Below are 12,858 nucleotides of genomic sequence, written 5' to 3'. Positions count from 1 at the left end.
TCGTACTGGACGTACTTGGGCTTTCGGCCGGTGCGGCGAGAGTGCGTGCCGGGCGTCGCGACGGGGCGAACGTTGCCTGCCGCGGCACTAGCTCTTCACGGAGTTCTTCACATACAGGGGCTCGCCCGGAGGCGTCGTCCCGGCCGGCAGCAGTGCCAGGTCGAGGCCGCGCACCAGGCGGGCCCTCAGTGTGTCGTCGGCTGCGAGGCGCCGGGCCACCGACCGGGCGGCCTCGGCGGGGACGGCCGCCGGGTCGAGGACGAGGGCGAGGGTGCCGTCGGCCTGCCCGGGCCCGAGGTGGGCGCTGAGCACCTCCGGTTCGGCGGCCACCGCGGCCCGGACCGCCGCCACCACGGCCGGATCGGCCAGCGGGTCGGTCGAGGTGCGGCCCTCGGCGAGCGCCAGCAGCGTCGGCCCGGTCAGCTCGAACGCCACCGGCCCGGCCAGGTCGAGGACGACCGTGTCGGCCTTCTCGTGCGCGGCCGCCTGGAGCGCCTGATGCAGGGGGACGGCGACGGGGCGGGCCTCGGGGTCCCAACGGGCGAGCGAGTCGGTGGACGTGAAAGCCGGCAGGGCGGTGCGGCCGCCCGCCTTCAGGGTCGGGACGGCCATGTCGCTGCTCTTCTCGCGGCGCAGCCCGTTCTCGTCCTCCTCGACCTCGCCGAGCACGGCCACCACGGGGACGAGCAGCCGGGCGCCCTTGAGGGCCGCGAGGACCGGGCCCACGGCGGTGCGGTCCTGCGCCCAGGCGGCGAGCGCCGCGCTCAGCCGGGGATCGGCGGAGCCGTCGTCGTCGGAGAAGCCGGAGTCGGGAATGTTCTTGTTCGCCACGGTCGTCGACCTTATCGGGGGGATGCTGCTGGGCTTGTGCGGGGACCGAAACGCGACGGTGACGACTTTCACAGGATTCTCAGCGTTCCCTGACACGCCTCTAACGTCCGTCTAACGGCGTGCACAGTCGGGGCCCCGACCATCACGGGCATGGAGTCTTCCAGAGCACGTCGCAGCCGCCGCGCTCGCCCCTCCCGGCGCGGTCCGCTCCTGTACACCGCGCTCGCCACGGCCGCCGTCCTGGGTGCGACGGCGGGCGGGACCGTTTATGTGAAGGCACAGGCGCACGCGCGCACGGGAGCCGTATCGTCGTCCTCTCCGACACCGTCGGCCTCGGCCTCGGCCTCGGCGTCCGGGGCGGGGAGCGAGGAGGTGACGGTGGAGACCGTGGCGGTGCCCGAGCCGGACCACGACGCGCTGCTGGCGGCGGCGATGAGGTCGGTGATCGTGCCGGACGACGCGGCCGTGTCCGTGGCCGTCCTCGACATGGACTCCGGGGACAGCGCCGCCTACGGCACGGGCGCCTTCGACACGGCGAGCATCGTCAAGGTGGACATCCTGGCGACGCTGCTGCTCCAGGCACAGCAGGCGGACCGCCGGCTCACGACGGCCGAGAAGTCGTACGCCACCGCGATGATCGAGAACAGCGACAACGTCTCGGCGTCGGAGCTGTGGCGGATCATCGGCAAGGCGGAGGGGCTCGACGCCGCGAACGAGTCGTTCGGGCTGACGCGGACCCAGGGCGGCGACGACATGCTGTGGGGGCTGACCCAGACCACGGCCGCCGACCAGCTCACCCTGCTCCGGCAGGTGTTCGGGGACGACTCGGTGCTGAGCGAGGCCTCGCGGAGCTACCTCCAGGGCCTGATGGGGCAGATAGCCGTCGACCAGCACTGGGGTGTCTCGGCCGCGTCCGACGGGTCCTCGTGGGCGCTGAAGAACGGCTGGCTGCCGCGCAGCACGACCACGCTGTGGGACATCAACAGCATCGGGCGGGTGACCGCCGACGGCCACGACTACCTGGTGGCCGTGCTGTCGAACGGCAACGCGACGCAGGCCACGGGGATCTCGCTGGTCGAGTCGGTGGCCCGGGCTGCGATGTCGGTGTTCACCGACGAGACCTCTTCGACTTCGGCGTCCGCCACCGAGTAATCGTTGCGGCCGGCCCGCTAGAGCGGCTCGAAGGCCTCGTGCGGGTCGGGCTCGCGGCGGCCGCGCCACAGGACGACGGCCGTCACCAGCAGCACTCCCCCGGCGCCGCCCGCGAGAAGGCCCGCCCAGCTCGACGTGTGGTCCTCCGCCTTGGGCTGGTCCGGGCCGGCGCCGAAGTACCGCTCGCCGTAGGCCGCGGCGCGCAGGCCCTCCGGCTTGAGGTCGGCGGCCTCCTTGATCGCGGCGGCGGGGTCGATGAACCCGTAGCCCCGGGAGTCGTCGCGGCCGCCGGCGGGGGCGTTGCGGGCGGTGTCCTCCAGGAGCTTCTTGATCTGCGCCGGGGTCAGGCCGGGGTGGGCGGCCTTGACGAGCGCCACCGCCCCCGAGACGTACGCGGAGGCGGCGCTGGTCCCCCAGCCCTGGTAGTACTTGTGGTCCGGGTCGGCGATGACGACGTCCTGGCCGGGCGCGCTGACCGTGGCGTACCAGCGGCGGGTGGAGAACGAGGCGCGGGTTCCGTAGCGGTCGACGGCGGTCGCGGCGATGACGCCCGGGTAGGCCGCCGGGTAGGAGATGTGGTCGCCCTTCTCACCGCCGTTGCCGGCCGAGGCGACGACGACCGAGCCCTTCTTCAGCGCGTACTGGACGGCCTCGTCCTCGGCGGGCTCGGGGTGGGCGGAGGCGGAGTCGTCGCCGAGGGAGAGGTTGATGACGTCGGCGCCCTGGTCGGCGGCCCAGCGGATGCCTTCGGCGAGGGCGTTGCCGCGGGTGTTGCGGGCCTTGGTGCGCTGCGGATCGTCGTCCTCGAGGATGACGCGGACGGGGAGGACCTTCGCTTCCGGGGCGATACCGAGCACGCCGTCGGCGTTGTCGTAGCCGTGCCCGTGACCGACGATGATGCTGGCCATCGCGGTGCCGTGGTGGGCCCAGGCGGGATCGCCCTGCTTCGCGCCGAAGCCGACCATGTCCTTGCCGGTGAGGACGTTTCCGGCGAGATCGGGGTGGTCGGCCTCGACGCCGGTGTCCAGGACGGCGACGGTGATGCCCTTGCCCTTGGTGGTCTCCCAGGCCTCCTGGGAGTGCAGTGCCTCCAGGGCCCACTGCTGGGCGCGGATGCCGTCGGCGTAGGCCGTGGAGCTCGGCGCGAGGACGACGGCGGCGGCGAGGAGGCAGCACAGGAGTCCGGCCCTGCGGGCGGCGCGGACAGGAGTCGTACGGGTCGTACGGGTGCTCATGAGGGCTGCTCCGAGGGCGTGGCGGCGGTCTTGCGCAGGCCACGCTCGATACGGTCGGCGAGGCCCTGCGCCTCGTTGCCGAGGCCGGCCTGCGCGGGGGCCGTCGTGGCGCCGGTGGCGGTGGCCTGCGGGGCGGGCTGCGGGGTGTCGACGGTGCGGCCGTCGGCCCAGCCGGAGACGGCGTAGACGACGACGGGTGCGTCGGTGAGGACGGAGACCGTCCACGCGGCGCGCTGCTTGTCGCCGAAGGCGGCTGCGACGGTGTCCTTCGCGGCGTATGGGCGGGGCATCAGGTCGGCCCGCTCTGCCAGGCCCTCCTTCGAGAAGCGGGTGTCGAGCGCGCGCATGGCGGCCGCGTCGGCGTCGGTGAACAGCAGGCCGACGGTGGTCACATAGCTCTGGGTGGCGTCGGTGTAGGTGGCGCGCAGGAGCCGCTGGCAGCCGACCGCGGCGAAGGCCTTGAGCAGCAGCGGGTCGAAGGCGTCGGCGCAGCCGCTGTCCGGGGCGACGGCGATCCGCGTCCAGGTGCGGTCGGCACCGCCGGGTCCGGCGCCCTGTCCGTCGACCGTGAGCGGGAAGAGCTGGTCGACGGGCACGTTGTGCCACAGGCCGGCGGCGGCGGTGTAGGAGCTGCGCTCGCCGCCCTCCTCGGAGTCGCCGACGAGCCAACTGCCCGTCACGGCACCGCCGATGAGGCCCAGTCCGAGGACGACGCCGACGGCCGCCGCGGCGCTGCGTCCCCTTCTGGTTCGGGTCCGGGGCCTGTCGCGGAACCCCTCGGGCTCCGCGAAGGTCACCACGGGCCGGGTGGCGCCGAGGGTACCGCCCGGGGCCATGGGAGCGCTCCACGAGAGGGCCGGATCGGGTCCGCCCGGCTTGTCCGGGGCGGTGTCGGACCGCCGTCGGGCCTCGGGCACGGGGGGCGTCGGGGGCGCGGAGGGCACCGGGGGCACGCGGGGCACGGTGAAGTCGGGCCGCAGCAGGGCCGCGGCGGGAGTCCAGGCCGGTCCCTCGTCCGTCCCGGGGACCGTCGCCGCGTCGCCGCTCTGTCCGGCCCGGACGCTCTCCGCCTCCGCCTCCGCCTCCTGGCGAGTCGGTCCCGGCGCGGGCACCCAGCCGCGGGGCAGCGGCGTCCAGGCACTGTCGGCATCGGCGGCGGACGCACCGTCGGAGCCGACGGAACGGGCCTCGGGCGGCACACCGGACGGACGGGACGCGTCCGGACCGGCGGCGCGCGAACCCTCCCACCGGGGCGAGCGCGGCTCCTCAGGGACGGTCGCACCGGGGCCGGGCGCGGCTGCGGGGCGGGCCACGGGCGGCGGGCCTGTGGGAGCCGGGCCGCTCGATGCGGCTGGGCGGGGGGTCCGGGGGGCGCGGCGGAAGTCGTGGGGCGGGGTGGGGCGCGGGACCTTGGGGGTGGACGGGCGCTCTTCGGCTCGGCCGGGCGTCGTCCCCGCGTCGTCGTGTCGCGGGGTCGAGGCGGGGCGGCTCGGCCGCGGCGGGATGTCCGGGAAGCGGGCCGACGCGGGCGGCGGGGGCGGGGTCATGTCGTCCGTGTGCTGGGCCCGCAGGCCGAAGAAGCGGGAGGCGGTGGGGGGAACCGGGCGAGCCGGGTCCGGGGAGGGCGAGGCGTTCGCAGCGTCGGTCGGGTCAGCCACGTCGTCCGTCGGGTCCGGGTCCGGGTCCGGGTCCGGGTCCGGGCCCGCCGTCGGCGGCTCGGGCGGGCGGGGCGGGGTCGTGGGGCGGGGCGGGACGCCGGGGCGGGGAGGCACGTCCGGGCGTCGGGGGACCGAGGCGCGGAGTTCTTCCGTGCTCATGCGCCCCCCGTTTCCTCGTCCCCGGGCCGTCGTTCTCCTACGCGGGCCTCGAATCTCGTGCCCGGGCGGTCCCGGTGCGGACACGACGGTCCGTTCCGGGCACGCATACCCGCACAGGAGGACCGGCATCCCGAAGCGGGCGCCCGGCCTGAGCCGTTCCTCCGTGCGTGCGCGTCACTCTACGGCTTGTCGTCGGCCGAACGGGAACCGGTCCGCGGCCCCCGGGGCTTCTGCCCGGAACGTCCCCCTACCCTGCGGTAATCCTGTCTGGCAGGCTTCGTTCATGACTGCGCGCGCCGCCGACCGGGCCCGTTACGACCGGGCCACCGCCCATCTCGACGCCCCTCTCGCCCTCGTGGACCTGGACGCCTTCGACGCCAACGCGGAGGATTTGGTGCGCCGGGCCGGCGGGAAGCCGATCCGGGTCGCCAGCAAATCCGTGCGCTGCCGGACGCTGCTGGAACGCGTCCTGGCGAAGGACGGCTTCGCGGGGATCATGTCGTTCACCCTCGCCGAGTCGCTGTGGCTGGCGCGGTCGGGCTTCGACGACATCCTCCTCGCGTACCCGTCGGCCGACCGCACCGCCTTCGCCGAACTGGCCGCCGACCCGAAGCTGGCCGCGGCCGTCACCGTCATGGTCGACGACGTCGCCCAGCTCGACCTGATCGACGCGGCGCGCGGCGCGGGGAGCGAAGTCGTCCGGGTCTGCCTGGAGTTGGACACCTCGCTGAAGCTGCTCGGCGGCCGGCTGCGGGTCGGCGCGCTGCGCTCGCCGCTGCACTCCCCCGCCCAGGTCGCCGACGTGGCGCGGGCGGTGGCCCGACGGCCCGGCTTCCGGCTCGTGGGGATCATGGCGTACGAGGGTCATATCGCCGGGGTCGGCGACTCCCTCGCCGGGCGGCCCTTCCGGTCCCGGGCGATCCGGCTGATGCAGGCCACCGCCCGCCGGGAGCTCGCCGAGCGGCGTGCCGCGGTGGTGCGCGCGGTGCGGGCCGTCGTCCCGGATCTGGAGTTCGTCAACGGCGGCGGCACCGGCAGTGTGCAGCACACCGCCGCGGAGGACGCGGTCACGGAGATCGCGGCCGGGTCGGGGCTGTACGTGCCGCGGCTGTTCGACAACTACACGTCGTTCAGCGGGCGTCCGGCCGCCCTGTTCGCCCATCCCGTCGTCCGGCGGCCGGGGGTCGGGATCGTGACCGTCCTCGGCGGCGGCTATCCGGCCTCCGGCGCGGCCGGGCCCGACCGGCTGCCGGTGCCCTACCTGCCGGAGGGGCTGCGCTACGACCCGCAGGAGGGGCCCGGCGAGGTGCAGACGCCGCTGCTCGGCTCCCCCGCCGACGATCTGCTGATCGGCGACAAGGTGTGGTTCCGGCACGCGAAGGCCGGTGAGCTGTGCGAGCGGTTCGACGTGCTGCACCTCGTCGAGGGGGACGAGGTGACGGCGACCGTGCCGACCTATCGGGGCGAGGGTCACACGTTCCTCTGACGCGGCCTACAGGGGCGTGACGTACGCCCCGGAGATCCCGCCGTCCACCAGGAAGTCGCTGGCGTTGACGAACGAGGAGTCGTCGCTGGCCAGGAAGGCCACGGCGGCGGCGATCTCCTCGGCCTCGGCGAACCGGCCCACCGGGATGTGGACCAGACGGCGGGCGGCGCGCTCCGGGTCCGTGGCGAACAGCTCCTGGAGGAGCGGGGTGTTGACCGGCCCGGGGCACAGGGCGTTGACGCGGATGCCCTCCCGGGCGAACTGCACGCCCAGCTCGCGGGACATGGCCAGCACACCGCCCTTGGAGGCCGTGTACGAGATCTGGGAGGTGGCCGCGCCCATCCTGGCCACGAAGGACGCCGTGTTGATGATGGAGCCCTTGCCCTGGCGGCGCATGTAGGGGATGGCGGCCTTGCAGCACAGGTAGACGGAGGTCAGGTTGACCTCCTGGACGCGCTTCCAGGCCTCCAGGCCGGTCTCCAGGATGGAGTCGTCGTCGGGCGGCGAGATGCCGGCGTTGTTGAAGGCGATGTCGACGCTGCCGTAGGTGTCGAAGGCGGTCTTGAACAGCGCCTCGACCTGCTCGGGGTCGGTGACGTCGACCTTCACGAAGATCCCGCCGGTTTCCTCGGCGGCCGCCTTGCCGCGGGCCTCGTCGACGTCGCCGCAGACGACGTGCGCGCCCTCGGAGGCGAGCCGGCGCACGGTGGCGAGGCCGATGCCGCTGCCGGCTCCGGTGATGACGGCCGTGCGGCCGACGAGACGACGGCACACCATTGCTTCGGTCACTGCTTCGCTCACTGTGCGGGGCCCTCCGTGCTGATGAAGACGTTCTTGGTTTCGGTGAAGGCGGTCAGGGCGTCCGGTCCCAGCTCACGGCCGACGCCGGACTGCTTGTAGCCGCCGAACGGGGTCCAGTAGCGGACGCTGGAGTGGGAGTTGACGGACAGGTTGCCGGCCCGCACGGCACCCGAGACGCGCAGGGCGCGGCCGACGTCCCGGGTCCAGACGGAGCCGGAGAGGCCGTAGGGGGTGTCGTTGGCGAGCCGGATCGCGTCCGCCTCGTCGGTGAAGGGGAGCAGTACCGCGACGGGTCCGAAGATCTCCTCGCGGGCGGCGGCGGAGTCGGAGGCCTCGCCCGTGAGCACGGTCGGCGGGAACCAGAAGCCGGGGCCCTCGGGGGCCGTCCCGCGCAGCGCCGGGGCGTCGTCCGGGACGAACGACCGTACGCGGTCGACCTGTCGGCGGGAGATCAGCGGGCCCATCGTCGTGGCCGCGTCGGCCGGGTCGCCGACGACCACGGCGGACAGCTCGCGGGCCAGGTGGTCGGCCACCTCGTCGTACACCGACTCCTGGACGAGGATCCGGGTGCGGGCGCAGCAGTCCTGGCCGGAGTTGTCGAGGAAGGAGAACGGGTCGACGGCCCGCTTCAGGTCGGCGTCGGCGAAGACGACGTTGGGGCTCTTGCCGCCGAGTTCGAGGGTGACCGGCTTGACCTGCCGGGCGCAGCGTTCCATGACCTCGCGGCCGGTGCCGGTGGAGCCGGTGAACACGATCTTCGCCACGCCCGGGTGGTCGACGAGCGCGCGTCCGGCGACCGCGCCGTGTCCGGGCAGGACCTGGAAGAGGTGTTCGGGCAGGCCCGCCTCCAGGGCGAGTTCGGCCAGCCGGAGCGCGGTGAGGGGGGTGGTCTCGGCGGGCTTGAGGAGGACCGCGTTGCCGGCGGCGAGGGCCGGGAAGGAGCCCCAGGCCGCGATGGGCATGGGGAAGTTCCAGGGGGCGATCACGCCGACCACGCCGAGCGGCTCGTGGAAGGTGACGTTCCAGCCGCCGGGGACCGGGATCTGGCCGCCCAGGAGCCGTTCTACGCCGCCGGCCGCGTAGAGCAGCAGGTCGCGGGCGTTGCCGGCCTCCCAGCGGGCGTTGCCGAGCAGGTGACCGGCCTCGCGGACCTCCAGCTGCGCCAGTTCCTCGACGTGCGCGTCGACGACGTCGGCGAAGCGGCGCAGCAGCCGGGCGCGGTCGGCGGGCGCCGGCGCGGCCCAGTGCGTCTGGGCCCGTGCGGCGCGGGCGACGGCCGCGTCCACGTCGGCCTCGGTGGCGGCGGGGACGGTCGCGACGACCTCCTCGGTGGCGGGGTTGAGGACGACGAGTTCGTGCGGGTCGGACACGGGGTGACCTTTCACAGGCGTTCGAAGGAGCGGCGCAGCTCCCAGTCGGTGACCGCGGCGTCGAAGGCGGCCAGCTCGACGCGGGCCATGTTGGCGTAGTGCGCGACGACTTCGTCCCCGAAGGCGGCCCCGGCGATCGGGCTGGCGGACCACAGCTCGGCGGCCTCGCGCAGGGTGGTGGGGACGTGCGCGTAGTCGGCGGCGTAGGCGTTGCCCGCGCAGGCCTCGGGCAGCTCGAGCTTCTGCTCGATGCCGTACAGACCGGCCGCGACCAGGCCCGCGACGGCGAGGTGCGGGTTGACGTCGCCGCCCGGCAGCCGGTTCTCGAAGCGCATGGAGCGGCCGTGGCCGACGATCCGCAGCGCGCAGGTGCGGTTGTCGTAGCCCCAGGCGACGGCGGTGGGGGCGAAGGAGCCCGGCTGGAACCGCTTGTAGGAGTTGATGTTGGGGGCGTAGAGGAGGGAGAAGTCGCGCAGCGCGGCGAGCTGTCCGGCGAGGAAGTGGCGCATGACGGCGGACATGCCGCCGGGGTCGTCGGCGGTGCCGGCCATGACGTTCGTGCCGTCGGCGTCGGTGAGCGAGAGGTGGATGTGGCAGGAGTTGCCCTCGCGCTCGTTGTACTTCGCCATGAAGGTCAGCGAGACGCCCTCCTGGGCGGCGATCTCCTTGGCGCCGGTCTTGTAGACGGCGTGCTGGTCGCAGGTGACGAGGGCCTCGTCGTAGCGGAAGGCGATCTCGTGCTGGCCGGGGTTGCACTCGCCCTTGGCGGACTCGACGGTGAGGCCGGCGGCGGCCATCTCGTTGCGGATGCGGCGCAGCAGCGGCTCGATGCGGCCGGTGCCGAGGACCGAGTAGTCGATGTTGTACTGGTTGGCCGGGGTGAGTCCGCGGTAGTTCGCGTCCCAGGCGGCCTCGTAGCTGTCCTTGAAGACGATGAACTCGAGTTCCGTGCCGACCTGGGCGGTGAAGCCGTGCTCGGCGAGGCGCTCCAGCTGGCGGCGCAGGATCTGGCGCGGGGCGGCGACCACGGGCGAGCCGTCGTTCCAGGTCAGGTCGGCGATCAGCATGGCGGTGCCGTCGTTCCAGGGCACGCGGCGCAGGGTGGCCAGGTCGGGGCGCATGGCGAAGTCGCCGTAGCCGCGCTCCCAGGAGGACATGGCGTATCCGTCGACGGTGTTCATCTCCGTGTCGACGGCGAGGAGATAGTTGCAGCCCTCGGTGCCGTGCTGGAGGACGTCGTCGAGGAAGAATCCGGCGGCGAACCGTTTGCCCTGGAGCCGCCCTTGCATGTCGGGGAAGGCCAGGACGACAGTGTCGATCTCACCGCTCGCGACGAGGGCGTGCAGCTCCTCGACGCCGAGCGGGGGTGTGCGGTCTGCCACGGGGACGGCCTCCTTCGGCTTCCTCGGCTGCTTGGGGCGGCCGGGAGCCATAAGGTATTGCGGAGAACCATTGCTTGGGAAGGGGGCACGGCCAGATGTCGGTGGACGCTGACGGCGGACCGGACGACCGGCTGACGCCGGTGCTGCGGCCGGTGCGGGCCGGGAACGGCTTCGAGGAGGCGCTGGAGCAGATCCTCCAGGTGGTCCGGCTGGGCCTGGTACCGGGGGGCGAACGGCTGCCGGCGGAGCGGGACCTGGCGGAGCGGCTCGGGATCAGCCGGGTGACGCTGCGCGAGGTGCTGAAGGTCCTCCAGGACCAGGGGCTGGTCGAGTCCCGCCGGGGCCGGTACGGCGGAACGTTTGTGCTGCCGCGCGCGCTGCCGCGCGCGGACGCCGACGGCGAGGACGAGCTGCGGCGGCGGATCGCGGCGACCGACATCGAGGACGTGCTGCGCTTCCGCGAGGTGCTGGAGGTGGGCGCGGCCGGGCTGTGCGCCGCGCACGGACTGACCGACGAGCAGGCGGTGCGGCTGCGCGAGGCCCTGGCCGCCACCGCGGACGCGCCGCTGGCCGACTACCGCCGCCTGGACACGATGCTGCACCTCACCCTGGCCGAGCTGTGCGGCTCCCCCTCGCTGACCGCGCGGTACGCGGCGGTCCGGGCCACGGTGAACGACCTGCTCGACTGCATCCCGCTGCTCGTCCGCAACCTCGAGCACTCGCAGCGGCAGCACACCGCGCTGGTGGAGGCGGTGCTGGACGGGGACGCGGACGGCGCGCGGGAGATGATGCGGGAGCACTGCGCGGGGACGGCGGCCCTGCTCAGGGGCTTCCTGACGTGAGGTCGACCATGCGAAGCTAAAGGTATGCATGAAGTCCATTGAGTCGATCTCTTGAGTCGATCCATTGAGGGGCGGGAGAGCGCATGGCGAGCGGCAGGCCGCTGATCGGCGTCAGCACGTATCTGGAGTCCGGGACGCGCTGGGGCGTGTGGGAGCTGGAGGCGGCGCTGCTGCCCGCCGGGTACCCACGGCTCGTGCAGCGGGCCGGCGGGCTGGTCGCGATGCTCCCGCCGGACGCGCCCGAGCACGCGGCGGCGACCGTGGCCCGCCTGGACGGCCTGGTGATCGCGGGCGGCCCCGACGTCGAGCCGGTCCGCTACGGCGCCGAGCCCGACCCGCGCACCGGGGCGCCTGCCCCGCAGCGGGACGCGTGGGAGCTGGCCCTGATCGACGCGGCGCTGGCGGCGGACGTCCCGCTGCTCGGCATCTGCCGCGGCATGCAGCTGCTGAACGTGGCCCTCGGCGGCACCCTCACGCAGCACATCGGCGGACACGCCGAGGTCGTCGGCGTCTTCGGCCACCACCGCGTCAAGCCGGTCCCCGGGACGCTGTACGCGGAGGTCGTCGAGGAGGAGACGCCCGTGCCGACCTACCACCACCAGGCGGTGGACCGCCTCGGCACGGGCCTGGTCCCGTCGGCGTACGCGGCGGACGGCACCGTCGAGGCCGTCGAACTGCCGTCCGCCGGCTGGGTGCTGGGCGTGCAGTGGCACCCGGAGATGGGCGAGGACGTCCGCGTCATGCACGCCCTGGTCACGGCGGCTTCCCGCCCGCGGCCCGAGCGGAGGGTCGCCGTGCCGCCAGGCCTGCGCGCCGCCGGACCCCCTTCGGCCTGAACGGTTTCGGCCTCGAACTCCCCTGGAGGGGGCACCCCCAGACGGGCTGGAATGCTGTGACCGGCGCGAGAGAGTCCGCGCGCCCTACCCCCGGGTGAGCCGCCCTACCCCCGGGTCAGCGTCAGCAGTTCCCGGGCCGGGCCCGTCGGGCGGTGGCCCGTCGGCCATACCGCGCGCAGGTCGCGGGCCAGGGAGACTCCCTCGACCGGTATGTCGACCAGGCGGCGCAGCGCCAGTTCGTCGCCGACCGCCAGCTCGCTCAGCACCGCCGGGCCGGCCCCGCTGACCGCCGCCGCCTTCACGGCCGTCGTCGAGGAGAGCTCGATCAGGGGGCGGGCCAGACCGCCCAGCGCCGTGTCGAGGACCTGGCGGGTCCCCGAGCCCTCCTCCCGCAGGATCAGCGGCGTGGACGCCAGCTCGGACGCGGGCAGCGGGCGTCGGCGGCGGGCCCACGGGTGGGCGGGCGCGACGACGACGATGAGGTGGTCGTGGGCGATCACGGCGGAGTCCAGGCCGGGCGGCACCGTCAGCCCTTCCACGAAGCCGAGGTCCGCCTCCCCGGTCAGCAGCCGCTCGGCCACCGCCGCCGAGTTGCCCGCCAGCAGCGACACCGCCGTGTCCGGCCGGCCGGCCCGCAGTGCGAGCAGCCAGCCGGGCAGCAGGTACTCGGCGATCGTCATGCTCGCCGCCACCCGCAGCCGCGAGTCCCGGCGGTCGCGCAGCGCCTGCGCGCCCGCGTCGAACGCCTGCGCCGCCTCGACGATCCGCCGCGCCCAGTCCGTGACCAGCGCGCCGGCGTCGGTGAGCCGGGAACCGCGCGGCGAGCGGTCCACCAGGGCCACCCCGAGCTGGCGTTCCATGGAACGGACCCGGCTGCTCGCGGCCGGCTGCGTGATGCCCAGCTCGCGCGCGGCGGCGCCCAGACTGCCCAGCCGGGCCACGGCCAGCAGCAGCTCCAGCGCGCCCAGGTCCGGGACGCGGTGCGCGATCGAGCCACCGCCGCCGCCGGGCCGCTGTTCCTCCGCACCGGCCGCACCGGCCGCACCGCCCGCGCTCGTCACGCTCTCCTCGCTGCCCATAAGCCCAGTTTATGTCCCCATAGAGTC

11 protein-coding genes are annotated in these 12,858 nt (G+C 74.2%); 4 read left to right on the top strand and 7 right to left on the bottom strand.

What is annotated here, in order from left to right; genetic code table 11:
• Nucleotides 1-87: 87 nt before the first annotated feature.
• Complete coding sequence (locus AB0J04_RS22275; protein WP_363170278.1) at nt 88-831, bottom strand: SseB family protein; 744 nt, start codon at nt 829-831, stop codon at nt 88-90.
• Between the two features lie 150 nt (nt 832-981).
• On the opposite strand from AB0J04_RS22275, the gene AB0J04_RS22270 reads away from it, so the two are divergent.
• Nucleotides 982-1,983 carry a serine hydrolase gene (locus AB0J04_RS22270; RefSeq protein ID WP_363170277.1) on the top strand — a complete coding sequence of 334 codons (1,002 nt, stop codon included), beginning with the start codon at nt 982-984 and terminating at the stop codon, nt 1,981-1,983.
• A gap of 17 nt (nt 1,984-2,000) precedes the next feature.
• Here the strand turns inward: AB0J04_RS22270 and mycP are convergent, their stop codons facing one another.
• Nucleotides 2,001-3,218 (bottom strand): type VII secretion-associated serine protease mycosin, encoded by a 1,218-nt coding sequence (gene mycP, locus AB0J04_RS22265; protein WP_363170276.1) that lies wholly within the window; start codon nt 3,216-3,218, stop codon nt 2,001-2,003.
• Nucleotides 3,215-5,035, bottom strand: coding sequence for a hypothetical protein (locus tag AB0J04_RS22260; protein ID WP_363170275.1), 1,821 nt, complete (start codon nt 5,033-5,035; stop codon nt 3,215-3,217). Before AB0J04_RS22260 ends, mycP begins: the two co-directional genes overlap by 4 nt.
• Nucleotides 5,036-5,318: 283 nt before the next feature.
• Between AB0J04_RS22260 and AB0J04_RS22255 the strand changes: the two genes are divergently transcribed.
• Nucleotides 5,319-6,521 carry an amino acid deaminase/aldolase gene (locus tag AB0J04_RS22255; RefSeq protein WP_363170274.1) on the top strand — a complete coding sequence of 401 codons (1,203 nt, stop codon included), beginning with the start codon at nt 5,319-5,321 and terminating at the stop codon, nt 6,519-6,521.
• Nucleotides 6,522-6,527: 6 nt separating this feature from the next.
• Here the strand turns inward: AB0J04_RS22255 and AB0J04_RS22250 are convergent, their stop codons facing one another.
• Genes AB0J04_RS22250 through AB0J04_RS22240 form a run of 3 tightly spaced genes read right to left on the bottom strand, consistent with a single transcriptional unit; the run spans nt 6,528 to nt 10,074 of the window.
• Nucleotides 6,528-7,310, bottom strand: a complete 783-nt coding sequence (locus tag AB0J04_RS22250; protein WP_363170280.1) for a 3-oxoacyl-ACP reductase — start codon at nt 7,308-7,310, stop codon at nt 6,528-6,530.
• A gap of 8 nt (nt 7,311-7,318) precedes the next feature.
• Nucleotides 7,319-8,692, bottom strand: coding sequence for an aldehyde dehydrogenase family protein (locus AB0J04_RS22245; protein WP_363170273.1), 1,374 nt, complete (start codon nt 8,690-8,692; stop codon nt 7,319-7,321).
• Nucleotides 8,693-8,703: 11 nt separating this feature from the next.
• Complete coding sequence (locus tag AB0J04_RS22240) at nt 8,704-10,074, bottom strand: glutamine synthetase family protein (protein WP_363170272.1); 1,371 nt, start codon at nt 10,072-10,074, stop codon at nt 8,704-8,706.
• A 95-nt stretch (nt 10,075-10,169) separates the two neighbouring features.
• Between AB0J04_RS22240 and AB0J04_RS22235 the strand changes: the two genes are divergently transcribed.
• Both AB0J04_RS22235 and AB0J04_RS22230 read left to right on the top strand, forming a co-directional pair.
• A complete protein-coding gene (locus AB0J04_RS22235; protein ID WP_363170271.1) occupies nt 10,170-10,916 on the top strand; it encodes an FCD domain-containing protein in 747 nt (248 codons plus the stop codon).
• An 83-nt stretch (nt 10,917-10,999) separates the two neighbouring features.
• Nucleotides 11,000-11,752 (top strand): gamma-glutamyl-gamma-aminobutyrate hydrolase family protein, encoded by a 753-nt coding sequence (locus AB0J04_RS22230; RefSeq protein WP_363170270.1) that lies wholly within the window; start codon nt 11,000-11,002, stop codon nt 11,750-11,752.
• A 104-nt stretch (nt 11,753-11,856) separates the two neighbouring features.
• On the opposite strand, the gene AB0J04_RS22225 is transcribed toward AB0J04_RS22230, so the two are convergent.
• The gene (locus AB0J04_RS22225) at nt 11,857-12,831 is read right to left on the bottom strand and encodes a LysR family transcriptional regulator (RefSeq protein WP_363170269.1); all 975 of its coding nucleotides are present in this window, start codon (nt 12,829-12,831) and stop codon (nt 11,857-11,859) included.
• Between the last annotated feature and the right edge of the window lie 27 nt (nt 12,832-12,858).

Source organism: Streptomyces sp. NPDC050263, assembly GCF_040655955.1.
GTDB lineage: Bacteria > Actinomycetota > Actinomycetes > Streptomycetales > Streptomycetaceae > Streptomyces.
The sequence above is the reverse complement of the archived record's forward strand: the minus strand, read 5'-3'. Positions and strand labels throughout refer to the sequence as shown.